Annotated in this window: 29 protein-coding genes and 1 pseudogene; 12 read left to right on the top strand and 18 right to left on the bottom strand. The window is 35.0% G+C overall.

All coding sequences use genetic code 11. The features are described 5' to 3' along the window. Positions 1 to 5 precede the first annotated feature (5 nt). The 9 genes from hisI to hisC are packed head-to-tail and all read right to left on the bottom strand — an operon-like array spanning position 6 to position 6381. Entirely contained in the window at positions 6 to 383 is a 378-nt protein-coding gene (hisI, locus tag D1866_RS00610; protein WP_155860970.1) for a phosphoribosyl-AMP cyclohydrolase, read from the bottom strand. Further along, positions 368 to 955, bottom strand: a complete 588-nt coding sequence (gene hisH, locus D1866_RS00615) for an imidazole glycerol phosphate synthase subunit HisH (protein WP_152940664.1) — start codon at positions 953 to 955, stop codon at positions 368 to 370. The genes hisI and hisH overlap by 16 nt, the downstream gene beginning before the upstream one ends. Further along, on the bottom strand, positions 952 to 1233 hold the full coding sequence (gene hisE / locus D1866_RS00620; protein WP_013775945.1) for a phosphoribosyl-ATP diphosphatase: 282 nt from the start codon (positions 1231 to 1233) through the stop codon (positions 952 to 954). The genes hisH and hisE overlap by 4 nt, the downstream gene beginning before the upstream one ends. Then, positions 1226 to 2416, bottom strand: a complete 1191-nt coding sequence (gene hisD, locus D1866_RS00625) for a histidinol dehydrogenase (protein ID WP_152940666.1) — start codon at positions 2414 to 2416, stop codon at positions 1226 to 1228. The genes hisE and hisD overlap by 8 nt, the downstream gene beginning before the upstream one ends. Further along, positions 2413 to 3168, bottom strand: a complete 756-nt coding sequence (gene hisF / locus D1866_RS00630; protein ID WP_152940668.1) for an imidazole glycerol phosphate synthase subunit HisF — start codon at positions 3166 to 3168, stop codon at positions 2413 to 2415. Before hisF ends, hisD begins: the two co-directional genes overlap by 4 nt. Continuing rightward, complete coding sequence (hisBd, locus tag D1866_RS00635; protein ID WP_152940670.1) at positions 3165 to 3746, bottom strand: imidazoleglycerol-phosphate dehydratase; 582 nt, start codon at positions 3744 to 3746, stop codon at positions 3165 to 3167. The genes hisF and hisBd overlap by 4 nt, the downstream gene beginning before the upstream one ends. Then, a complete protein-coding gene (hisA, locus tag D1866_RS00640) occupies positions 3739 to 4431 on the bottom strand; it encodes a 1-(5-phosphoribosyl)-5-((5-phosphoribosylamino)methylideneamino)imidazole-4-carboxamide isomerase (protein WP_196773451.1) in 693 nt (230 codons plus the stop codon). Before hisA ends, hisBd begins: the two co-directional genes overlap by 8 nt. Further along, complete coding sequence (gene hisG / locus D1866_RS00645; protein WP_152940672.1) at positions 4428 to 5294, bottom strand: ATP phosphoribosyltransferase; 867 nt, start codon at positions 5292 to 5294, stop codon at positions 4428 to 4430. Before hisG ends, hisA begins: the two co-directional genes overlap by 4 nt. After that, on the bottom strand, positions 5266 to 6381 hold the full coding sequence (gene hisC / locus D1866_RS00650) for a histidinol-phosphate transaminase (RefSeq protein ID WP_152940674.1): 1116 nt from the start codon (positions 6379 to 6381) through the stop codon (positions 5266 to 5268). The genes hisG and hisC overlap by 29 nt, the downstream gene beginning before the upstream one ends. A gap of 8 nt (positions 6382 to 6389) precedes the next feature. Here hisC and D1866_RS00655 point away from each other — a divergent pair, with 8 nt between their 5' ends. Beyond that, positions 6390 to 6977 (top strand): hypothetical protein, encoded by a 588-nt coding sequence (locus tag D1866_RS00655; RefSeq protein WP_152940676.1) that lies wholly within the window; start codon positions 6390 to 6392, stop codon positions 6975 to 6977. Here the strand turns inward: D1866_RS00655 and leuS are convergent. Beyond that, positions 6967 to 9792, bottom strand: a complete 2826-nt coding sequence (leuS, locus tag D1866_RS00660) for a leucine--tRNA ligase (RefSeq protein WP_152940678.1) — start codon at positions 9790 to 9792, stop codon at positions 6967 to 6969. The genes D1866_RS00655 and leuS overlap by 11 nt on opposite strands. 72 nt (positions 9793 to 9864) lie before the next feature. On the opposite strand from leuS, the gene D1866_RS00665 reads away from it, so the two are divergent. Beyond that, positions 9865 to 10389 (top strand): cob(I)yrinic acid a,c-diamide adenosyltransferase, encoded by a 525-nt coding sequence (locus D1866_RS00665; RefSeq protein WP_013775954.1) that lies wholly within the window; start codon positions 9865 to 9867, stop codon positions 10387 to 10389. Here D1866_RS00665 and D1866_RS00670 read toward each other — a convergent pair. Both D1866_RS00670 and D1866_RS00675 read right to left on the bottom strand, forming a co-directional pair. Beyond that, positions 10365 to 11324: a TIGR00269 family protein gene (locus D1866_RS00670; protein WP_152940681.1), complete on the bottom strand. Its 960-nt coding sequence runs from the start codon at positions 11322 to 11324 to the stop codon at positions 10365 to 10367. The two genes, D1866_RS00665 and D1866_RS00670, sit on opposite strands and share 25 nt — an antisense overlap. Continuing rightward, the gene (locus tag D1866_RS00675) at positions 11321 to 11602 is read right to left on the bottom strand and encodes a DUF211 domain-containing protein (RefSeq protein ID WP_013775956.1); all 282 of its coding nucleotides are present in this window, start codon (positions 11600 to 11602) and stop codon (positions 11321 to 11323) included. Before D1866_RS00675 ends, D1866_RS00670 begins: the two co-directional genes overlap by 4 nt. Positions 11603 to 11796: 194 nt before the next feature. Between D1866_RS00675 and speD the strand changes: the two genes are divergently transcribed. The 3 genes and pseudogenes from speD to D1866_RS13175 all read left to right on the top strand — a co-directional run bounded on the left by speD (position 11797) and on the right by D1866_RS13175 (position 13064). After that, positions 11797 to 12168 (top strand): adenosylmethionine decarboxylase, encoded by a 372-nt coding sequence (gene speD / locus D1866_RS00680; RefSeq protein ID WP_148230295.1) that lies wholly within the window; start codon positions 11797 to 11799, stop codon positions 12166 to 12168. Beyond that, positions 12168 to 12224: pseudogene (locus D1866_RS13725) on the top strand (hypothetical protein); the annotation flags it as partial. The gene speD and the pseudogene D1866_RS13725, both read left to right, overlap by 1 nt. A gap of 378 nt (positions 12225 to 12602) precedes the next feature. Then, positions 12603 to 13064: a geranylgeranyl reductase family protein gene (locus D1866_RS13175; protein ID WP_231136347.1), complete on the top strand. Its 462-nt coding sequence runs from the start codon at positions 12603 to 12605 to the stop codon at positions 13062 to 13064. Here D1866_RS13175 and D1866_RS00690 read toward each other — a convergent pair. Then, the gene (locus D1866_RS00690; RefSeq protein WP_152940683.1) at positions 13041 to 13232 is read right to left on the bottom strand and encodes a PolB1-binding protein PBP2 family protein; all 192 of its coding nucleotides are present in this window, start codon (positions 13230 to 13232) and stop codon (positions 13041 to 13043) included. The genes D1866_RS13175 and D1866_RS00690 overlap by 24 nt on opposite strands. A gap of 38 nt (positions 13233 to 13270) precedes the next feature. Between D1866_RS00690 and D1866_RS00695 the strand changes: the two genes are divergently transcribed. After that, positions 13271 to 14113 carry a UbiA family prenyltransferase gene (locus tag D1866_RS00695; RefSeq protein WP_155860974.1) on the top strand — a complete coding sequence of 281 codons (843 nt, stop codon included), beginning with the start codon at positions 13271 to 13273 and terminating at the stop codon, positions 14111 to 14113. Here D1866_RS00695 and D1866_RS00700 read toward each other — a convergent pair. Further along, positions 14081 to 15034 (bottom strand): hypothetical protein, encoded by a 954-nt coding sequence (locus D1866_RS00700; RefSeq protein ID WP_152940685.1) that lies wholly within the window; start codon positions 15032 to 15034, stop codon positions 14081 to 14083. The genes D1866_RS00695 and D1866_RS00700 overlap by 33 nt on opposite strands. Before the next feature lie 34 nt (positions 15035 to 15068). Between D1866_RS00700 and D1866_RS00705 the strand changes: the two genes are divergently transcribed. From D1866_RS00705 to hjc, 6 genes are all read left to right on the top strand, one after another. Further along, entirely contained in the window at positions 15069 to 15875 is an 807-nt protein-coding gene (locus tag D1866_RS00705) for a GTPase (protein ID WP_152940687.1), read from the top strand. Next, a complete protein-coding gene (locus D1866_RS00710) occupies positions 15850 to 16335 on the top strand; it encodes a magnesium-dependent phosphatase-1 (RefSeq protein WP_152941417.1) in 486 nt (161 codons plus the stop codon). Before D1866_RS00705 ends, D1866_RS00710 begins: the two co-directional genes overlap by 26 nt. 220 nt (positions 16336 to 16555) lie before the next feature. Continuing rightward, entirely contained in the window at positions 16556 to 18274 is a 1719-nt protein-coding gene (locus D1866_RS00715; RefSeq protein WP_152940689.1) for an acetolactate synthase large subunit, read from the top strand. Further along, on the top strand, positions 18252 to 18581 hold the full coding sequence (locus tag D1866_RS00720; protein ID WP_013775964.1) for an ACT domain-containing protein: 330 nt from the start codon (positions 18252 to 18254) through the stop codon (positions 18579 to 18581). Before D1866_RS00715 ends, D1866_RS00720 begins: the two co-directional genes overlap by 23 nt. After that, the gene (gene ilvC, locus D1866_RS00725) at positions 18565 to 19572 is read left to right on the top strand and encodes a ketol-acid reductoisomerase (protein WP_155860976.1); all 1008 of its coding nucleotides are present in this window, start codon (positions 18565 to 18567) and stop codon (positions 19570 to 19572) included. Before D1866_RS00720 ends, ilvC begins: the two co-directional genes overlap by 17 nt. A gap of 17 nt (positions 19573 to 19589) precedes the next feature. Next, the gene (hjc, locus tag D1866_RS00730; protein WP_155860978.1) at positions 19590 to 20024 is read left to right on the top strand and encodes a Holliday junction resolvase Hjc; all 435 of its coding nucleotides are present in this window, start codon (positions 19590 to 19592) and stop codon (positions 20022 to 20024) included. Here hjc and D1866_RS00735 read toward each other — a convergent pair. The 4 genes from D1866_RS00735 to D1866_RS00750 are packed head-to-tail and all read right to left on the bottom strand — an operon-like array spanning position 20007 to position 23516. Further along, positions 20007 to 21533, bottom strand: coding sequence for a holliday junction branch migration ATPase PINA (locus D1866_RS00735; RefSeq protein ID WP_152941419.1), 1527 nt, complete (start codon positions 21531 to 21533; stop codon positions 20007 to 20009). The two genes, hjc and D1866_RS00735, sit on opposite strands and share 18 nt — an antisense overlap. A gap of 48 nt (positions 21534 to 21581) precedes the next feature. Beyond that, positions 21582 to 22181, bottom strand: a complete 600-nt coding sequence (gene pdxT / locus D1866_RS00740) for a pyridoxal 5'-phosphate synthase glutaminase subunit PdxT (RefSeq protein ID WP_152940693.1) — start codon at positions 22179 to 22181, stop codon at positions 21582 to 21584. After that, on the bottom strand, positions 22178 to 23188 hold the full coding sequence (pdxS, locus tag D1866_RS00745; RefSeq protein WP_152940695.1) for a pyridoxal 5'-phosphate synthase lyase subunit PdxS: 1011 nt from the start codon (positions 23186 to 23188) through the stop codon (positions 22178 to 22180). The genes pdxT and pdxS overlap by 4 nt, the downstream gene beginning before the upstream one ends. Before the next feature lie 37 nt (positions 23189 to 23225). Continuing rightward, positions 23226 to 23516 (bottom strand): 30S ribosomal protein S26e, encoded by a 291-nt coding sequence (locus D1866_RS00750; RefSeq protein WP_013775970.1) that lies wholly within the window; start codon positions 23514 to 23516, stop codon positions 23226 to 23228. Between the last annotated feature and the right edge of the window lie 7 nt (positions 23517 to 23523).

Here is a 23523-nt window from a genome sequence, read left to right on the forward strand (position 1 = left end):
AGAATTTAATACTTAGCTATAAAACTTCTATAATTTCTATAAAAACATGTATAATTTCCAGTATGACAAGTTGGACCTAATGGATTTACAAGAAATACTATTGCGTCCTCGTCGCAATCAACGTAAAAATCTTCGATTAATTGAAAGTGTTTGCTGGTTTCTCCTTTTAGCCAAAGTCTTTTCCTGCTTAAAGACCAAAAGTGAGCCATCCCTGTGGTTAAAGTTTTAAAAACAGCTTCTTTATTCATATTACCTACCATAAGGACGTCTTTAGTCTTATAATGTTGAAGAATTGCAATTATTGTGTCATATTCATGTCTAAAATTAAGTTTCTCAATTATCTTTTTAGCCTCATCTTCTGAAAGTTTTAGCGTGACACCCACCTCTTTAAGTTCTCAAAAAATATTCTCCCAGTTTCACTGCTCTTTTCAGGATGAAATTGTGTGCCTACAACGTTTTCCTTACAAACCATTGCAGGATATTCTATTCCATAGTTGGACTTCATTACCACATGATCGTTAGTATAAGCAACATAACTATGAACATAATATGCATACTTTCCGTCAAGTCCTTCAGTTAGCTCACAATCCCCAGAGACGTAAATTTTATCCCAGCCTATGTGCGGAAGTTTTACATTTGCATGGATCTTATCTACAGTACCTTTAAACCATCCTAAACCTTTACTTTCACCGCCTTCAGTTCCTTTTTCAAACATTATTTGAAGACCCAAGCAAACTCCAAGAAAATGAACTCCAGATTTCCTAAGATCATTTATTTTATCCGAGTTAATCTGAATGAACTTTGATACCGCAGAAAATGCTCCAACTCCAGGGAATACTATTAGGTCTGCATTCTTAATTTCCTTACTTATTTCAACTTCGAATCCAGCTCTCTTTAATCCTGAAGAGATACTAAATAGATTACCTACGCCGTAATTAACAACTAGAGCCTTCATTTCATCCTCCTCTTTAATTCAGCATATAATTCTTCTGGTTTAACTCCTTCAACTGCCATAAGAACCCAGAGATGATACATTAAATCCGCTGCTTCAGAGATGAACCTATCTCTTCCCTCATATAGTGAAGCAACAATTGTTTCTACGGCCTCTTCTCCAACCTTTCTTGCTATATATCCTTTTCCTTTTTTAACAAGTTCAGCGGTATAACTATTTTCCGGCATTTTCTCTAACCTCTGAAGTATTATTTCGTATAATTTATCCAAAACTTCAGACATATCTCTCGCCTATGCTTTTAGAGTGAATTTCGAATCCTTCATACCTTGCTAAAGTAATTGCAGCATTAATTAGCTCCTTATCTGGGTTAGTAGCTTGAGCGAAAGAGATAGGCTTAAGGAAATCGTATACTGTCAGTCCTCCTTTGAATTTAGCCCAACTATTAGTCGGCAAAATATGATCTGGCCCAGCACTATAATCAATAATTGCAGGGGGAGTTCTACCCAAAGTTACTGCACCGGCATTTCTTACCATTTTTAGGGCTTCTCGTGGAGAAGAAACTTGCAAAGAAAGGTGTTCTGGAGCTATAGAGTTTGCATAAGTTATTGCTTCTTCAAGATCTCTTGCTTTAACTAAATAAAAAGTAAGGTCGGAACTAGAAGCTTTTTCCTCTACTTCTCTTAATATTCTATCAGAAGTAGAAATTAAAACTAATAACGTGGAATTTCCATGTTCTCCCTGAGCAAGTAAATCAAGGTAAATTTGCTCAGAATCAGCTGAATCATCAGCGACAATAACTAGTTCTGTAGGACCTTCTATTCCATCTATTCCTACATCTTTACTTACAATGTATTTTGCTGCTTGAACGTAAACATTTCCTGGTCCCACTATCTTATCTACTTTCTTAACGCTCTCCGTTCCGTAAGCCAATGCAGCAATAGCTTGTGCTCCACCAATTTTGTATATTTCCTTTACATTAAGTTTTTCTGCAATGTATGCAATTGCAGGATCAATTTTACCTTTAGTAGGTGTTGCAGCATAAATTTCCTCAACTCCAGCAACTATTGCCGGTATTCCTGCCATTAGTAGTGTTGATGGATAAAGCTTTTTACCACCTGGCACATAAATTCCTACCTTTTCTAACGGAGTCCAAATTATCCCAAAGTCAACTCCACTTTTTCCACCGCCTATTTGAGGAGGCTTTATTGAAGTGTGAAATTCCTTTATTTGCTCTGAGACTACATCTATTGCCTTCTTAATGTCTTCAGAAAGTAATGAAGCCGCAGCGTGAATCTCTTCCCTTGTAACTTTTATATTATCAAGCTTTATGCCGTCGAATTTTTCAGTAAATTCAATTAAGGCTTTGTCTCCTTCTCTTTTTACTTTCTCTACAATCTCGCTTACCTTGTCCAGGACTTGATCAAAACTTATAGGCCTACTTTTAGGAAGATCTTTTATTATCATATCCTCACATCAACTCCCTTTGTTTTTAAATAATACTTTAAATCCTTGATTCTAATAACTCCGTCATGAAAAACACCTGCTGCTAAAGCAGCATCTGCTTTTCCTTCTGTTAAGACTTCAAAAAAATGCTCTGGTCTTCCTGCTCCACCGCTGGCTATTACTGGAATATTTACTGCCTCTGCTACAGCTCTAGTTAGTTTAATATCATATCCTGACCTTGTCCCATCTTTATCAATGCTAGTCAAGAGTATTTCTCCTGCACCTAAACTTTCTACTTCTTTAGCCCAACTAATTGCTTCTAACCCAGTCCTGAAAGTACCAGATTTTGTGTAAACAATCCAAGAATTTCCCTCAATTTTAGCGTCTATCGCTACAACTACTGCTTGTGCACCGAATTCTTCAGAAGCTTGAGTAATTATTTGCTTATTTTCTACAGCAGCGGTATTTATACTAACCTTGTCTGCACCAGAAGATAATATTCTTGAAACATCTTCTAAGCTTCTTATTCCTCCTCCTACTGTCAAAGGTATTGACAAAACGCTCGCAGTATTTCTTACAACATCAAGTAAAGTTCTCCTTCCTTCAATTGTTGCAGAAATATCTAAGAAAACTATTTCATCTGCCCCTTCTTCTTCATACTTAGCTGCTAATTCCACTGGATCTCCTTTGTCCTTAAGATTAAGGAAGTTAACTCCTTTTACTACTCTTCCGTTTTTTACATCTAAGCATGAAATAATTCTCTTTGTAGTCATAATAATCCCTTAGTTGTAGGTAATCTATTATTAACTATCCTAGAAGCTTCATACAACGAAATTCCTAAACCTTTAAATGCAGCCTCTACTATATGATGCTCATTCTCTCCACTAAATTTCCTTATGTGTAATGTTATTCCAGCGTTATATGCAAAAGTCCTAAAAAAGTGGGGAACGTTCTCCATAGATAAGCCACCTATTTCTTCTCTCTTAAGGTCTAGATCTATTATTCCCATGCCCCTGCCAGAAATATCAACAGCAACTAAAACTAGAGCTTCATCCATCGGAGTAAATATGCTAAAGAACCTCCTTATGCCGCTCTTATTACCTAAAGCTTCCTTAAATGCCTCCCCTAAAACTATTGCAGTATCCTCAACTACGTGATGGTCATCGTAATTTTCTTTATCTTTAGCAATAATCTTTGCAGAAGAATTCATGTGGAATAGCATTGAATTTAACATATGATTAAAGAAAGGTATGGGAGTAGAAACTTCTACGTTCCCTGGGGTATCGATATCTAGGTAAACTTCTATTTCCGTCTCTTTAGTATCTCTCTTTACTGCGGCGTATCTAGACATATTTCACACCCTTTAAACTTCCTGAGTAAAAAGACATTCCTACTATTGCAAAGTCTATCTTGCTCTCCTTTAACTTTAGAAGATCATTAATGTTATTTATACCTCCTGCGTATCCCTTAAGTTTATTCACTCTACTAGAGTATATTGAAATATTCTCGTCAATTCCTTTCTTAGTTCCTTCATTGCATACATAAGTAAAAATTACTCCTTTAATATCATAATTTTTCAGTAAGGAAATTGTTTCGTCTACACTTTTTGCCTCTTCTTTCCAACCTTTAATTAGGGTTTTTCCTTCACAATAGTCTATCGAGAAAAATAGTCTATCTCCTAGTAATTCAGTCATTTTATCAAATTCTTCCTTATTCGTGAAAAGTATTGATGAAACAACAATTTCAGTAATACCTAGTGATAACATTCTGTTTGCCTTTTCAATACTCCTTATACCTCCACCTACTTCAATTCTTTTAAAACCTATTCTCGCAATACCAGCTATTATTTCTTCGTTGTTTCCTAAGTTTTCTGCGGCATCAAGATCAACAATATGAACTGTATCATAGCCTAAAGAGTAAATATTCTCAGCAACTTTTATTGGGTCTCCTATTATGATTCCAGTCCCCTTAACTCCTCTCACTCTTTTTACAGCTTTTCCTTGACTTATATCTATACTAGGTACTACATGCATCATTTAACAACCTTCTCTATGTTTACAACTACAATATCCCTAGCTCCTGCAGCCTTAGCTTTAGCTATAACTTCTGGTAACTGACTCTCCTCTGCAACTGTTATCACTTCCCAAGCGTTAGTTTTGCTTAACCTAGATATAGCAGGAGATAACATTGCAGGTAAAGAGGAAATAACATCTTCTAATTTACTGTCGTCTACGTTCATGAATATCATCTTCCTTCCTCTAGCGGAAATTACACCTTTCATCATAGTTAATACTAGATTTACTCTCTCTGCTTCCTCGGATTTCATCCAATATTTATTACCAATAACTACAGCGTAAGTTTGGAGAATCTCGTCGATAGACTTTAGCCCATGTAATTTTAACGTAGTCCCAGTGCTAACTACATCAATTATTGCGTCTGCTGCACCCAGCGACGGCATAACTTCAGCTGCACCACTTATTTTTACTATTTTTGCATCTATGTCAACTTTATCTAGATATTCTTTAGCTATATTATAATATTTGGTGGCAATTCTTATACCATTCTTCTTTCTCCTTAAATCTTCAACATTCTCAACGTCCCAGTTTTGAGGCACGGCTAAAACTATCTTAGCTTTTCCAAAGTCCAATTTTATTAATTCCTCAACGTCAGCTTTAGATTCAGTAACGTAATCGTGACCAGTTATTCCTATTTCTGCAGCTCCTGCTTCGACTAGATTAGGTATATCCTCTGTTCTCATCATAACTAATTGTACTCCATCCCAACTAGTGGGTATCATTAACGCCCTTTCGTCGCTAGCTAACGGCTTAATTCCTACTTGAGTTAAGAATTGTAAAGTAGGTTGTTGAAGCCTACCTTTGTTTGGAATCGCCACTTTCAAGAATCTCACCCAAAGCTTTAACCAAAATTTCACATTGTTCTCTAGTTCCAACAGTTATTCTATAAAATCCATCAATTGGCTTCCTAATAGCTATTTTTCTTTCCATTAAAGGATTTAATAAATCTCTATTATCCTTAACAAAGAGGAAATTTGTAACGGACTTATATACCTTTAAACCCAGTTTTTTAAGAGACGAATATAGATATTCTCTATTTTCAGTAATCTCATTTACTATTTTTCTCGCATAAGATGGATTTTCTAATGCAGTTATTCCAGCTATTAATGAAGGTAAAGCTACGTCAAAAGGTGTAGAAGTTTTTGTTAAAGCATCTACTACTTCTTTATTTGCAATAAGATAGCCAACTCTGTAAGAAGCTAAAGAGAACGCTTTACTTAAGGTTCTCACTATCATAACGTTTGGATATTCATTTACTAACGAAGCTGCAGTATAGCCTGAGAACTCGTAATACGCTTCGTCTAAAACTAGGAACCCATTTATGCTCTCTACAAGAGTGGATATCAAATCTTTATTAGCCTTTAACATAGGCGAACCAGTAGGATTATTTGGATCATCTATTACTACTAATTTTGACTTTTTAGCGAAATCTAGAAGTTTATCTATATCTTCCTTCCACCAATCTCCGTTTTCCACCAAGTTTACTTTATTTACCTTTAGTCCACGAACTGTAGAATAAACAGAATACATACTATATGATGGGAAATTGTAAGTTACAGTGTCTCCAGGATTTAGGAAATTATAGAAAATAGCTCTTAAAGCTCCGTCTCCTCCAGGCGTAGGGAAAATATTGGATGGCTCTACCTTGTTATATTCTGCAGCTAATTCCTTAAACCTAGAAGTTAGATCAGGGTGTTGATATCTATTACCTTGAGATAGGTACTTTTCCACTTCTTGGATTATAAAATTAGGTGGAGAATATGGAGATTCATTTAAATGAAGTCTTATTCCTTCCTTTATATCACTATAATCATATTCCTTAGCTTCCTTTAACCATTTAGGTATTTCGGTTGGTGCAATACGAAACCCTTGGTAAAAAGGTGGAAATAAATTTAAAAATTTTTTGTACAAATTATTACGTGTTTTTAGAAAGATTACTAGACAAGAAAAGCTTAGTAATCTCCTATTATTACTCAGCAAATTTAACATTGCTAATGAATTTTGCATCACTTTATTATAGAAAAACTGGGAAGAACATTTGCATCGGAAACTTCGGTAAAATAAAGTGGGAATTTTATCCTAAAGACGTAGATTTCCCAATAAAATGTGACGAAAATTCTGCTTTCTTAGTTTTTGAAGCTGAAAATGAAAATGAGTTACCGGAAAAGTTTATTTTTGCAACTTCTTATAAGAATCTAAAGGTTAATGCAATAAAGGTTAGAGTAGAAAAATTTGAGTATAATACTTATAAGGCAATAATTGAAGACGAAATAATTCCATTTAAGATTGTGAAAGGCGAGATAAATGAAATAAAATTAGCAAATGACTACACCGAATTACTTAATATTATAAAAGAGCTGGGAGGAGAATGCGAAATGAAAGATTTAGTTAACATCGCTTCAAAAAGATTAAATATCCCTAGAGATGAAGTAAAGGAAAAAATATTATTCTTAAAAGAAATTGATAAAATAGACATAGAAGGAAAGAAAATAAAACTCATTCTATAATAATTGCAGGCCTTAAAGGTAGTGCATCCTTGTTATACTTCTTCTTAATTTCATCTGTAAATCTTTCCACTTTAACTTCCAATCCTAACTTGTACTTAATATAGCTTAGGCCTTCTTTAACTAGCTCTCCTTCATCAAAACCATAAGATGCTATCTTCTTCATTTCGTCTCCTAAGCCTTGAGCATATTGGAATATTTTTTGTAATTCTTTTGCTTCCTCACTATTCTTAGGCTTATGAGAGCTAATGAAAGTCTTCATATTTCCTCCAGAACTAATAACATTTAATGCATCAATTAATAGCTGCATTTTAGACTTATCTGCAACGTATATTTTAACTAACTTTGGAGTACCCTTATAAACGTTTAATATAGCCTTAACATCATCGATTATTAGCTTATGATATTCGTGAGCAACTTCTGTTTTGATATCAACCTTACTTTCATCAAATTTAGGCCATTCTTCTAATGATACAAAAGTGTTATGACCTAATGAATTCCAAACTTCTTCTGCTATATGGGGCGCAAATGGAGATATTAATTTACTCCAAGTTTCTAGAACTTCTTTTAGCACTTCAGCATTAGGGTTTCTCCCTTCAGCTTTAGTCATCTCCACGTAATCATTAATATCGGATGATAAACCAAATAAGATCTCGTTCAAGGCTTCTCTAAACCTCATTTCATCCATCATTGGCGTAACTTCTTTTATAGTAGAATATAACCTTGATAACATCCATTTTTCTGGAATACCAAACTCTTTACTATCAAGCCCTTTAATTGTAGTTATCATGTCATAAAACTTCTTCAAATTATCAGTTACAGACTTGGCTACAGTCTCTGTAAAGTTAGTTTCAGATCCCATATCTGCTGTTGCGGCTAAGGTTATTCTAATAACGTCTGGGCTATAGATTCTAATTGCTTTTCTCAGAGGAATTATATTCCTCAAGGACTTGCTCATCTTCTTTCCTTCGTAAAGTACTAGACCATTAACTGCTATACCTTTAGGCCATAAGTTCTCTGGGAAGATTGCTGCATGATTAAATATAAAGAACGATAAGTGATTAGGTATTAAATCAGAACCGCTATGTCTCATATCTAATGGATACCAGTAAGTGAATTCATTTCTTAAATCTTGTAAAACTTCAACTGGGATATTAGTTGCCTTAGATACTTCCTCGACATTACCTTTACCTAGCATTACGTAGTCCCAAAATTCAATCGTTAACTGAGAAGCATGTAAGTTGTATTTCTTTATCTTGTGAGCTATCGTGTAATAAGCCATATAAATTGTAGAGTCTGATAAGCTTTCAATTATCCATTTCTTATCCCAAGGTAGAGGTGTACCTAATCCTCTAGTTCTAGCACAAGCCCTCTTTTGCAGCCAGTCTAATGCGTATTCAAAATCTTTTCTGACTTCTTCTGGCACTATTCTCATCATTGATAGTAATCTCTTTGCTTTAGCTTTCCACTCTGGATTACCATAATCTAAGAACCATTGATCCTTTAGTATCTTGACTACTACTTCATTTCCGCATCTGCAATAAACTGGCTTATTCATTATTTCCAAGATTTTCCTACCTAGACCGTGATTAATTATAAAATCAGTAATTATTTTTCTTGCCTCTGGTACCGATAAGCCTACAATACCTTTTAACTCTTCCCTATACTCTGGCTTAGCTCTTAATAACACGTCATCCCTCATTTTTCCTTTGTTGTATTCAGTTCTATATACTAACTCAGTTAATTTCTTAAGATCAGCGTCATTCTTAGGTTTTTCTTTTTCAACAACTTCCGCAGCAGGAGACTCACCGTAACCTTCAACCTTTATTACTGGAATTATTTGGGTGTTTGGACTAACTTTCTTTAAATAATAATAATCAAAAGGCGCATGAGCCGGAACGCTCATTACTACTCCTGTTGCCATATCTGGGTCAACGAATTCACCAGGCAATACTGGAACGCTCTGACCGGTTATTGGATTAATCGCAGTTAATTTAATTAAATCCGATCCAGAAATCTTATCTAAAACCTTAACATTATCTATCTGGAAACTTAACTTAAAAGCTGCCCTTTCTGTAACTATCATTCTTTTTCCATCTATTTCAGTTATTGCATAAGTTACTTTGGGGTTTACCCATACTGCAACTACTCCAAAGATAGTCTCTGGCCTTAAAGTTGCAACAGGCAAGATACCCTTCTCTGATTCAAAGTAAATTAGCACGTATTCTCCTATATCTGGTTCTACATCGCCTTTAGTGTCATGCATTCCGACCGGTAAATGATGAACAGGACACCAGCCTACTGGATGAGTGTCCTTCACTATATAGCCTTGTTGTTGTAATTTATTAAATTGCCATACAATAAATGAAGAAAATTCTGGGTCTATTGTTGTAAATTCTCTTCTCCAGTCTATGCTTAACCCTAGTTCTTTCATAGCTTTCTTTATATCTTCCTTAAAGTAGTTAGCCATGAACAGCGGATCTGATAATTTCGGAATATCTTCTGGAGGTATTTCATAAATATTTTTGAAAATATCTATAACTTCCTTTTCTCCTTTAGCTACGTCATCTGCCATAGTTATTATCGGTGTTCCTGTATAATGAAATCCCATTGGGAATAGTACATTATAGCCTTTCATTCTCATGTATCTTGCATAAATATCAGCAGTGGTATACGTTCTTCCGTGACCTAGATGAAAAGGACTATTTGGATAAGGAAAAGCTACTGTAGTAAAGAACTTCTTTCTACTATCTGGATTACTCTCAAATATTTTGCTTTCTTCCCATTTCTTTTGCCATTTTTGGGATATATTGACCAGAAACGCACTGAAAGTCTGAGAAATTCAGCCCACCAAAACCTATATTACTGAGATATTTTTTAAGCTTATTAAATGTTCACAAGAACTGGAGACGACGGAAACACAAATGTAATAAATAAGAGAGTAGGTAAAGATTCGCCTTTAGTAAATATGTTAGGTGACTTAGATGAAGTAAATTCTTTCTTGGGCTTAGCCTTAGCTAAATTACCTTGGGACGATATGAAGAAAGACATTGAAAAAATTCAATATGAATTGTTTGCAATAGGAGAAGAATTAAGTACTGGAAATATTAAAATAACTCAAGAGAACGTGAAATGGCTGGAAGAAAGGACAGTAGCCTATAGAAAAGAAAGCGGGCCAGTAAAGCTTTTTGTAATCCCCGGAGGCTCAGAAGAAGCTTCTTACCTTCATGTAGCCAGAAGCGTAGTAAGGAGAGTAGAAAGGAACGCAGTTAAATATTCTAAAGAGATTGAATTTGACAAATGGATAATAGTTTATCTAAATAGACTATCTTCACTTTTATTTTCCATGGCAATTGTAGCAAATAAGAGAAAAGGAATTGAAGAAAGAATTTATGATATACGCAAATACTTCTGAGGTAAAAGCCCAGATTGTATCATTAATTCACAATTTTTACATATTTCTCTTCCATAACTTGTAGGTTCTCCGCAAATCTTACAAGTAGGTAATTCTTCTTTAGGAGAATGTTGTCTTACTAGTTCTGATATTTTATCGAACTCTTCAACAATCCTAAGTAGACTACCAGGTTTTTGCTGTTCTATTAAATAAAGTAGCTCTCTAACCTTAGCTCTCAATGTAGGTCTAGCTGAAATGTAAGGACATTCAACTTCTTGAAATTCAAATCCTTTTAGAAAAGCATACATTGTGGTTTCCCACTCATAAATCTTCCTTAGAGGTTTGACTCTCAAAACAAACTTGTCACTTAACTTTAGAGGTACATCCCCTAATCTTACTAATCTCTTAACGTCACCTCTAAGTATATTTACTATAACAGTTTGTGCCTCGTCATCTAAATTATGTCCAGTTGCTACTAAATCTGCCTTAACTTGTCTTCCCGCATCGTTAATTAATTTTCTTCTAAATCCTCCACAAAAAGTGCAAGCTGATATATTTAGCCCTTTAGCTCTAGCCGAGGACACCATCTCGTCTAATGTGTAACCTACAGAATCCTTAAATGAGGTTGATATTAATTCTATACCAAGATCGTCAAGGTATTTTCTTAATTTCTCTGCCTGTTCCTTCCTATTATATCCAGAAATCCCTTCCACGATGTTAAAGGCAACCAATTTCTTAGGATCAATGAAACTAGCTAATGTGTCTGCTAAAGTTAAACTATCTTTCCCTCCAGAAACTGCTAAAAGAATCTTGTTAGCCTTTAGAAGGCCTTGTTTCTCAGCTTCTTTCTTAACTCTCTGTCTTATATCATCTATAAAACATTCTTTACATAATCTTCTCCCAGTATGGGGCTGATAAACTACAGCCTCTCTAGATTTACAAACGTCACAAATCATTTTCCTTTCCTTCCCTCAACTAATCTATTTCCTGCAGCAACTTCATCTATGCTATGTATTGCACAACCGTCTTCTTCTAAGACCTTTTTTACTTCCTCAAAATTTATGTTAGGCCCTTCTATAACCACCATTAAACCCATAGTTTCTACGTCCATGTCTGTTACACTAATATTAACTCCATCTATTCCTTCTAGTTCAGTTAGTTTACCGGCTAAATCTATTATTGTTGTGCCCTTAATTGGTTTTAAAACGTCAAGAACAATCCTTCTTATACTCACTCTTCATCAATGTGTTAAATAAGGACTTTAGCGTTAAAAATCTAATTTTTACCTTGAATATATCTCAATTATCTGGGATTTTAAGTATTAAAAATATTAAAGCTGTCTATAGTTTAAGTCTTAAAAACCTTGTAACATGTTTAGGTTAATTTTAAATAAATAGGGTTCGGGGGTATATAAAGGGGGGTTTAAAAATGATGGGGATAAACCAAGAAGTACCAAAAGTTATAGGAAAACAAGTTTATGGAAGCTTATATGATTGCGATGAGGAAGTTTTAAAAGATGTGGAAAAACTGAAGAATATTGTAATAAATGCAGCTAAAATAGGTAACATGACCCTCCTTGACGTTAAGGCTTGGAAAATCGGTGAAGGAGCTAGCGTTGTAGCTATAGTATTAGAAAGTCACATAACAATTCACACATGGCCTGAGTACAAATTTGCCACGGTTGACGTTTATTCCTGCGGTGCAAAAAGCGACCCCAAGAAAGCCTTTGCTTACATAGTAAAGGAGCTTGGGGCAAAAAGGTATAGCATGAATGAGGCTGATAGATCATCGGACTTTTAATAGTAGGCGGAGGATTAGCAGGGCTTTTATTTGGATATAAAAATAAGGACAAAGAAGAAAAAATTCTTATTTTTGATAGGAAAAGATTTCCTGGTAAAAAATGTACTGGAATAATAAGCTATTCTACTTTTCAAAAATTAGGAATACCAAGAGAGTTCATAGATAGAGATTTTAAAGAAATAGAAATCGTTATAAACAATAAATATTCAGTTTTCGTTAAAACTCACGTATTAAGACTAAACAGGGAAAAATTAGAAAAATGGCTAGACCAGGAGTTAAAAGTTATTAGGCCAGTTAATGCAGAAATTAAGAACGAGAAGGAAGTAGTAGTAAATAACAATGTATATCATGGCAAAGTAATCGATTGCTCCGGCTGGAAAGGAAAGGCTAAATGGATCAGAGCAATAGAAGAAGTAAAAGAGCCTTTACCAGAAATGGATACGATTAAAGTTTTTATTGATTCAAAGAATCCTGGAGGGTTTTCGTGGATAGTACCTTTGCCAGATAAAACTTTAGTAGGCTCCTTATCTTACTCTAATCCTAAGCTGTTCTTACCAGTTGTAGATAAAAGATTAATTGAGATACACGGTGGTTCAATACCTAGAGTAAAACCAATTAAACCCCAAAGTAGCATTATAGCCTTTGGAGATAGAACAGGATTAATAAAAACATTTACTGGTGGTGGAATATTTGGAATAGCCGAGCTAATTTCCTCAAATAATTATATTAAGACTTTTTCAGAATTGTCCAAAGAGATTAGAAAACAATACTATTTAACTACATTAGTAGAGAAAAGTTGGAGAATTTGGTTATCTTTAGCAAGAATTTACAAGGATAAAACAATAAAGGCGGAAAAGGAATTCGATTTTCATTCAATGCTTCTTTTCTCTCACTAAATTGAAACATCCCTCGCCCTTTTCTATAATTCCCTTGTTCATTAATTCAACTATAACTTTTTCTGGATCTTTAACTCCTAGTGCTTTTAAATCCCTGACAGCAATAATTTCCCCAACAGAAATATATTTTCTAAAATATTTCTCAGCAATTTCTATGTCCTTTTCCATACTCTAATTTTATTTTCTTACACTCATTTAACGTTATCGTGAATCCTTATCTAAAACTTGTAAGGATACATAACGTTATAGGCGCTGCAATAGGAGATTTTACAGGATATGTTGTATCGTCTGCCTGGAATTTTAATCTGGAGAAGCTAGTAATCTCCCTGATTGTAGTGTCTTTAGTTGCAGCAGGCGGTTATGCTATAAATGACGTATACGACGTTGAAATAGATAAGATAAATAAACCAGATAGACCACTACCATCTGGACGAATAAGCATAAAGAACGCAGTTACTTTATCGTACTCAACAATGATAATAGGCAGTGGGTTAGCTTTTATCCTTGGAATTTTACAAGGATTATTGGCAATACTGACTTCAATAGCTTTAATTTACTACGCTAAAACGCTTAAAAGGCAGGGCTTGCCTGGTAATATTATCGTAGCAACTACTACTGCTTTATCAATATTCTATGGTGGTATAGCATATTTTGAAGGGAATTGGTTTGAGAGAGTAATAATACCCACGGCATACTCTTTTCTTCTCACATTAGGAAGAGAATTGGTTAAAGGTATAGAAGACTATGAAGGAGACAAGAAATACGGCGTGAGAACATTAGCGACTACCAAGGGAATTAGATTCACTTGGAATACTGCAAGAGTGATATTACTTTTAATGTTAGCAATCTCTCCGTTGCCAATTCTACTTGGATTTAACATTATTTATGGAATACTTTTAATTCCATTTACTTTCTTCACTTTAAAAGCAATATTTGCAGAAACTTCACCAAGAGGTGGAGGAGAAGCTAGAGGTTTATTAAAGGGTTCAGCTTTCATAGGTATGATAGCTTTTATCCTAGGCAGTCTCCCATTCAAGATCTTTATCTAAAATTTTCCTAAAACCGGATTTTACACCTACAATTCTTAGATGCACGTTACCCTTTTTTGGCACAAAGAACTCATAATTAATCTTTTGTCCTATTTTTATATTATCAAAAGATTTAAAGTGTATAGTAACTCCGTTCAACATCGCATTAAGCAAAACCCTATCTAAATCAACTTCACCGTCGTTATAAAGAGTTATAACGGCCTTATTATCTTTTCCTATTTTACCATTTACGTTAATAGAAATATTTGGAGTTATTGAATTTTCTGAATAATGTAAAAATAGGAAAGCAGGACTCCTTTGCGACGATTCATGAATTATGCTCAAGTGACCTTTTACCTCAATTTCATCACTATCTAAACTCCCTCCAATAGTTGTAACAGTTCCTGTACTATTAACAACTCTTAATATTGACTTATTAGGGTTCCTGACTACAACGTAATTTTTGCCTTCTCCGTCTAATTCTATTTCTTCCGAAGGTTGTATTAAATATATTCCTGCTCTAAGTTTATAATTCGTTTTAAACTCTGGAACTTCATAAAATAGAACTGAATTTATGATATGAACCCAAATCCCTTCAATTGAAGAATGAGATACAACGAACTCGTTTTTGCCCTCTCGCGTCAAATGAGTAACGTCATAGATATTTAGATTATAATAAGATCCACCAACTCTCACGATATCTATAGGCTTGAATTCCTTAGTTAATGAAAAATTGTTTAACCAAAGTCTCCACTTAGTTGTTAAATCTCTTGTCTCCGTTATTATAACAATATATGCCTTTACGGGTTTTTTCTCTGCATAAAATGTATAAAGTAGTTCCCTATTTTCAGAGCTAACTTTTGTTGATTTTAGCAAAGTTGAATATTCAATACTACCGTTTATGCTTCCTTCGTCAAATGTTGCAATCTTACCAATTGGCATGAATATATAATGAGGAAAAAAGAAAATAAAATGAATGCTAGGAGATGTGTTAAAGGTTATAAAGAAATCAGATGCTGTACTAGAGATAGTGGACTCTAGGGAACCCGACCTTACTAGATCCAAAAAGATAGAGAACATAGTAAAAAAGGAAGGTAAAGGACTTTTAATAGTTATTAACAAAGGAGACCTAGTGCCAAGGGAAGTACTTGAAAAATGGAAGAGATATATAGAAAAGGAAGATAGAATAAAAACTGTTTACATTTCCGCAACTTCTCATTTAGGGACTAAAATTTTACGTAATGCGATAAAGGAAGTACTAAAGGGAAATGAAGGAACAATTTGCTTAGTAGGTTATCCAAAGACTGGGAAATCCTCTATAATAAATGCACTAAAAGGAAGACATTCCGCTTCTACTTCTGCTCATCCAATGGCTTATGGTTATACAAAAACTATACAAAAGTTCAAGGTAGATTCAAAAATTTACGCTTGGGATACACCCGGAATTATTCCTCCAGATGGAAGCCCACTGGAAAGAGCAATAAGGGGCCAAGCGGTTGAGAAAATAGAGGATCCAGTAAAGGTAGCATTATTACTTATAGATAGAATTGAAAAGTTTGATAAAAATGCGTTGAAGTCTGCTTATAAACTTGATTATTCAGATGGATTGGATTTACTCCAAAAGATTGCAATTAAGAGAGGCTGGTTTTATAAAAAAGATAAAGAACCCCTTATTGAAGAAGCCGCAAGGCAATTAATTAGAGATTACCACGAAGGAAAGATAATTTATTTTACCCTCCCACCATCAGAGTCTAATGATGAAAATAAAAGTAGTAATATTTGATGCAGACAAAACTCTTTGGGATCACTATAATATTTCAGAATTTGAAGATCCGATAAAAGTTATTAATAAAAACGAAATTGAAGACGCTAAAGGCAGAAAGCTAAAAGTTTTTCCAGATGTTAGAGACACTTTAGAAGAACTGAAGAAGAAAGGAATAATACTGGGTTTAGCGACATGGAATTATCCGGATAAGACACAAAAAATTTTACAAATTCTAGATTTATATAAATATTTTGACGTTATTGTTTCCAGAGACTTTCCTTACAAGTTTATTATGATAAATGAGATTTTTAATGAGCTGAGAAATAAGGGGATTAAAATAAAACCAGAGGAGACAATGTTTGTTGACGATAGAAGATCTCATTTTGGAAATGTATGGTTGTATTTAGGAAATATTAAATGTGTTGAAATGTGGAAAGATATAAAATGTCATAGTGAAATTCTTCACATGTTAGATTAAACTATTTTTAAAGCTATGGATCCATAACTTTTTAAAAAGTTAAAAAATTATCATAAGAGTCTTTAAAGAGAAAAGATAAAGCTTAAAAATTTAACGGTATATTTGCTAAGCCGTGGAAAAGATGATAGGTGATCATACCCTCCAAATCCAATAAGTTCTCTAAAATGTTTTCAAGTCAACCAATTGCTTCTTCTAAAAATAATAGCAGAGGTGAAGAGTATTGCCTAGCGGTGCCAGAATTCTAGTGGAAGCGCTAAAGAGAGAAGGAGTGAAAGTAATCTTCGGCATACCAGGATTATATAATATGCCGTTTTATGACGAATTATACTATGAAATACAAAACCAAGAAATAAGACACGTATTAATGAGACATGAACAAGGAGCAACTCACGCCGCAGACGGATTTGCAAGAGTTTCAGGTTTCCCAGGTGTAGTTACTGCTACATCCGGTCCAGGAGCTAATAACCTAGTAACTGGAATGATAACAGCATATTGGGATAGCTCGCCAGTAATAGCGATCACGGGACAAGTAAATAGATCTTCAATAGGAAAAATGGCTTTTCAAGAATCAGACCAACCTGGGATATTTAAAGATATAACAAAGTATGTAGTGCAACTAAAAACTGTAAGTGAAATTCCAATATGGATAAAGAACGCATTTTACATTGCCACTACGGGAAGACCTGGCCCAGTACTTGTAGATATTCCGAGAGACATCCAATTAGAAAAAATGGATGAGGTAGAATGGCCAGAAAAACCAATGGTAAGAGGATATAAGCCGTTCAGAACTGTTATAGAACCTGAAAAACTGAAGAAGGCAGCAGAAATACTAGTTAATGCAGAAAAACCAATAATTCTAGTTGGTACTGGAGTAACTTGGTCCAATGCAACTACTGAAGTGTTAAACCTAGCAGAAACTCTAATTTGCCCAATAATTTCAACCTTACCTGGTAAATCGGCTATTCCACACGATCATCCATTATATGTTGGACCCATGGGATACTATGGAAGAGCGGAAGCATCACTTGCTGCGTTAGAATCAGACGTAATGTTAATAATAGGGGCTAGATTAAGTGATAGAACATTTACTTCTTACGATGAGATGATAGAGACTAAGAAGAAGTTCATCATGATAAACTTAGACCCAACCGATACAGAGAGAGCGTTCAAAGTAGATGTAGCTATGTATGGTGATGCAAAAATTCTAACTAGGGAATTATTAAACGCAGTAATTAAAGTCGGAATGAAAAAAGATAGATCCGCATGGATGAAAAGAGTTAAGGAATTGAAAGAGTATTATGCACAATTTTACTATCAAGACGAACCAGGTAAAATAAAACCGTGGAAGGCATTGAAGACAATAAGAAATGCGATTCCTAGGGATGCAATAGTAACAACTGGAGTAGGACAACACCAAATGTGGGCCGAAGTATTTTGGGAAGTTCTAGAACCTAGGACGTTCTTATCTTCAACGGGCATGGGTACAATGGGTTTTGGACTGCCTGCAGCCATGGGTGCAAAGCTGGCTAGGCCAGATAAAGTAGTAGTAGATTTGGATGGCGATGGATCCTTTATGATGACTGGAAATAATTTAGCTACAGCCGTTGATGAGCATATTCCAGTAATTTCAGTTATATTCGATAATAGATCTCTAGGTTTAGTAAGACAGGTACAAGACCTATTCCAGAATAAAAGAATAGTAGGAGTAGATTACGGGCCATCGCCTGATTTCGTTAAATATGCTGAGGCATTTGGTGCTTTAGGTTTTAATGCAGATAGTTATGAGGAACTAGAAAAAGCAATAAAAACCGCAATAAGGGAAGATATGCCAACTGTAATTAGATTACCAATAGATAAAAACGAATTAGCTTTACCTACTTTACCTCCTGGAGGAAAATTAAAGCAGGTGATAGTAAGTGACCCAAGGAAGAATAGTTAAAGTAACCGGGTATTATAGAGATCCAGGCTTCCTAGAGAGAGTAATCAGTACATTTAGAAAACTATGGGTAGACATAGATTGGGTCACAGCGAGGAGAATAAGTGATGACGGCTTATACGAGGTTTATCTCCTAGTTAGAGAAACTAAGAATACTCACTTGGCAATACTCAACTTAAGTAAAACTGTAGACGTAGAAAAAGTTGAGGTTCTAGAAGACGGTAAATTGATTCCTTGCCAAAACGATTCGTTTTTTATCCCGTCATATACAAAAGTAACAACCTATAGTTGGGGTGAAAAAGTTGGCTAAAATATATACAGACCAAGATGCAAGTTTAGATCCTATAAAAGATAAAAAAATTGCAGTATTAGGTTATGGTAATCAAGGAAGAGCTTGGGCATTAAACTTAAGGGATTCAGGGTTAAACGTTATAGTAGGCTTAGAAAGAGAAGGAAATTCGTGGAAACAAGCAGTCCAAGACGGTTTTCAGCCAGTACATACAGAAGATGCAGTAAAGCAGGCTGATATTATAATATTTCTAATTCCTGATATGGTTCAGAGGTACGTATATAGAGAAAAAGTACAACCAAATATGAAGGAAGGAGCAGATTTAGTGTTTGCCCACGGTTTTAATATACATTATAAGCTAATTGATCCTCCTAGTACCAGCGACGTTTATATGGTAGCACCTAAAGGGCCAGGAGCAACAGTAAGAGACTTTTACACTAAAGGAGGAGGAGTTCCAGCATTAGTGGCAGTTCAGCAAAACCCATCTGGAAAGGCAATGGAAAAGGCTTTAGCAATTGCAAAAGGTATAGGTGCTACAAGAGCTGGAGTAATAGAGACCACATTTAAGGAAGAAACTGAAACTGATTTATTCGGAGAACAAACTACATTAGTAGGCGGAGTAATGGAATTAATGAGGTCAGCTTTCAGGACGTTAGTTGAATTAGGTTATCAACCAGAAGTAGCTTACTTTGAGACAATCAATGAGATGAAGATGATAGTAGATATAATTTATGAAAAAGGCTTCACTGGTATGCTTAAGGCAGTTTCTGACACAGCAAAATACGGAGGATTAACTGTCGGAAAGTTTGTAATAAATGAGGAAGTTAGAAAAAGAATGCTAGAAGCTGCAGAAAAAATAAGATCTGGTAAATTCGCTGAGGAATGGATAGAGGAATATAACAGAGGAAGTCCTACAATAAAGGAAGGCTTGGAAGAAATAGAGAATAGCTTAGAGGAGCAAACTAGAAGAAGATTAAAGGAAATTATTGAGAGAGGAAAGCCTAAATCTTAGATTTTTTAATTATTCTTGTGAACGAAAGGAAAAGGAAAGGAACTAGTGTAGAGCACTATATACTCTCTTCTCTCAGAGATAAAGGATTTGCAGTAGTTAGAGCACCAGCAAGTGGAAGTAAAAGAAAAGATCCAATACCGGATATTATAGCAATGAAGAATGGCGTAATTCTATTAATCGAAGTTAAGAGTAGAAAAGAAAAGAATAAGGTTTACGTTCCGAGAAGCCAGGCAGAAGGAATAATTAATTTTGCAAAAAAGAGTGGAGGAGAACTTTTTCTAGCAGTAAAGTTTCCCAAATTCCTCAAATTTATACCATTTAGTAAACTTAGAATAACAGAAAGCGGAAATTACGTAGCTGATGAAGAAGTAATTGAAGAAGGACTTAGTCTTGAAGATTTAGTAAGAGCAGTTGAAGCTAAGTTTAGTAAAACTTTAGACTTCTTCATCTGAATCTCCTAATCTTATCCTTATCCTTACTCCATGTTTCTTTTCCAATTTCCTTAGTTTAGAGTTAAGCCTTCTATTAAATTTACCAATTTCTGTTTTAGGAATTGTTATCACATATTCTCCATTTTCGTACTTTACCTCAGCTCCTGGTATACTGTCCATTACAGTCTTAGCAATCTTATTTTCAACGCTATTACCTCCCTTAGTCTTTGATACAGGAACAATCATTGTTTGCTCTCCAAATACGTAAATTTCATACTCTACTTGGTCTGTTAAGAAGTCCTTAATTTCAACTACCGGTCTAGCTAAATCTGCTTCTCTTAATCCTAGTGGAACTTTAACTGTCATGTCCAAACTATAAACTTTCTTTACTGTTCCTTCACTTATGAAAATTACAGTATCTAAAATTCCCGGAATAGTTCCCAAATCAACTCTATTAAGGAACCTATGTATTGCATCTATGGGAGTGGTAGCGTGAACTACACCTATCATTCCTATTCCTGCTAATCTTAAATCAATGTAAAGTCTAAAATCGTCGTCATTCCTCATTTCATCATAAACTGTATAATCTGGCCTGCTTAATAATAGAATATCGTGAAGTTCTCCTATTTCAGCATAGTTCTTTGAGTACTGTGTTATATCTGGAGGTAAATGCATATCCCTTGGCGACTCTATAGTTTTAACTACTTTACCTAGTTTCATGTAATATTCTGCAAGCGCTTGTGCAAAAGTTGTTTTACCCATTCCTGGAGAACCTGCTATAAGGATTCCTTCTGCTCTCTCCTTTAATCTTTCAATTAGCTTTTCTGGCAAATTGTAGTCTTCAAGGCTCTTTTTAGTAACTGGCCTAGTAATAGTAACTTCCCAACCATCACTTAACGGAGGTCTAGTTATTACTATCCTATAATTGCCGAGCTGGACAATGGTTGAACCTTTTCTTTCTATTTCTATAAAAGAGTTTTTAACATACTTTATTTCATTAATAAGCTCACCAACTAAACTTTTAATTTCGTCTGCAGACATAGGAGTGTTAGATAAGTTTACAAATTGCCAATTTCCTGGCTTACCTTTTTTAGCCTTAGGTATAGTATCTTCTTTCAAGTGTACGCTCATAGTATTCTCATCGAAGAATTTTTCTATGCTTAAAGATCCTTCAAAAGGTTGTAGATAAACTACTTTGATGCCTAAATATGAGCATATTTGCTTTTGAATTTCATCCGCAGTAACTATGCTACAATCTCTTTGTGAGCAGTATTCTCTTAGTGCATTATCTACATTTGAACTTGGCTCTCCAACTATTTCTACCGAGAAGAGGTATCTCTCTGATAATTTTCTAATTTTTTCTATTTCATCTAACGCTATTTCTCCAGAAATTAACCCATCTCTAGTCTCTTTTTCCAACTCAGATAACAACGCTCTATGAATAAGGATATTACCATTAATTAGACCCTTCTCAATATATTTAGAAAGTCCCAACAATAAGGCAGACTTGTCGACTAATAATTCACTCAATACTATGTTCCCCACTACGTAAAATAGTTTCAAATGTAAAATAAAAAACTATTTCTTAATCATTGAAATGAAGTATTCATGAACAATTGTAGTTCCTGATAGCTCAGGGTGGAAGGTAGTTGCTAATAAGTTGTTTTCCTGTACCATAACATGAACATCCTTAAACTGGGATAAAGATTTAGCATTACCAAAAACCTTAACTATTGCCGGAGCTCTTATGAATACTACTTTCTCTATTCCTCCTCCAATACTCCTTAGATCTACATTAGCTTCGAAACTCTCCCTTTGCCTACCGTAATAATTTCTTATCACCGAAATATCCATTACGCCAATTAATGGTTGAGATTTTTTACCAACCTTAGCATCGCTAACATCTTTGGCTAACATTATTGCACCAGCACAAGTGCCTAAAACAGGTAATCCTTCCATAATTTTTTCCTTTAATGGCTCTAAAAGTCCCATTCTTTGGGCTACAATACCTATAGTAGTACTTTCTCCTCCAGGAATAATTATTCCATCAACGTCGAGATCACTAACTCTCTTAACTGCAATAACTTCACCGTCTATTTTTAACTTATCCAATGCTCTCTTAGTCTGGAGTGCATGCTCCTCGAAACTACCTTGGTATGCTAAAACTCCTATTTTCATTGTCCTCTCACCTGAAGTAATTCCTCAGGTTTTAACGATTTTATATCAATTCCCATCATCGATTTTTGTTCACTTATCATCTTTTGTGCTTCAAGAACTACTTCAGGATATTCCCAACCAGCTACTGCCAATACTATAGCTTTTGCTCTCTCTGCGGGGTCTTGACTCTTAAATATCCCTGATCCTACAAATACTCCATCTCCACCTAACCACATCATTAATGCTGCATCAGCCGGAGTAGCAATACCTCCTGCTGCAAAATTAACTACTGGAAGCCTCTTTATTTTTGCAGTTAGTTCTACTAACTGGTAAGGAACTTGATATTCTCTAGCTTTCTTAACTCTATCTTCCTCACTCATTCCAACTAACGCACCAATTTCCGCATTAATTATTTTCATGTGCTTTACAGCTTCACTAACATTTCCTGTTCCTGCTTCACCTTTAGTTCTTATCATTGAAGCTCCTTCGCTTATCCTCCTTAACGCCTCGCCTAAATTCCTAGCACCGTTTACAAATGGAACCTTAAACTCCCATTTATTAATATGATGTTCCTCGTCAGCTGGTGTTAATACTTCGCTTTCATCTATTGTATCGACGCCTAAAGCCTCAAGAAGCTTAGCTTCATAATAATGGCCTATTCTAACTTTAGCCATTACTGGAATTGTTATAGAATTCATTACTTCCTCTATAATTTTCGGATCTGCCATTCTAGCTACTCCACCAGATTTTCTGACGTCATAAGGAAGTTTGTCTAAAACCATGACGGAAGTAGCACCTGCATCTTCTGCAATTCCTGCTTGTTCAACGTTAGTAACGTCCATTATTACTCCACCTTTTTGAAATATTGGGAAAGCATGCTTTACTCTAGCAGTACCATTAGCAATTTCTGGTAATTCCTTCTCAGGTAAAAATGACATTAATCCTGAATCTTTTATTATATCTCTTACTTCAGCCAGCTTATAGAAGAATTCCTCAATTTCATTAAACGAAAGTTCGTAGAGTCTCATTAAAAAAGAGAATGGTGAATATAGTTAAAAACTTTTATTAGAAGTAAGTGGTAGGCTTTGTTTTCCTTTCTTCCTCTGCCCTTATCTTAACTATTCCAAAGTGTATTGCACAGTTAATACAATAGCATTTCCTTACTGGATATTTTGGAATTATTGCACCTTTTTTCTCCAGTTCGCTAGCTAATGCCGCATCAACTGGGCTATACATTCTGGTAACGCATATAGCCTTATCCTCTGGTACTCTTGCTCCACAGTTATCACACGTTACATAGCCAACGTGGCCTTTATCGCCTTTCCTTCTACCTCTATTCTCTCTCTTCTTTGGCAAATTAGCA

This window comes from Acidianus ambivalens, from assembly GCF_009729015.1.
GTDB lineage: Archaea > Thermoproteota > Thermoprotei_A > Sulfolobales > Sulfolobaceae > Acidianus > Acidianus ambivalens.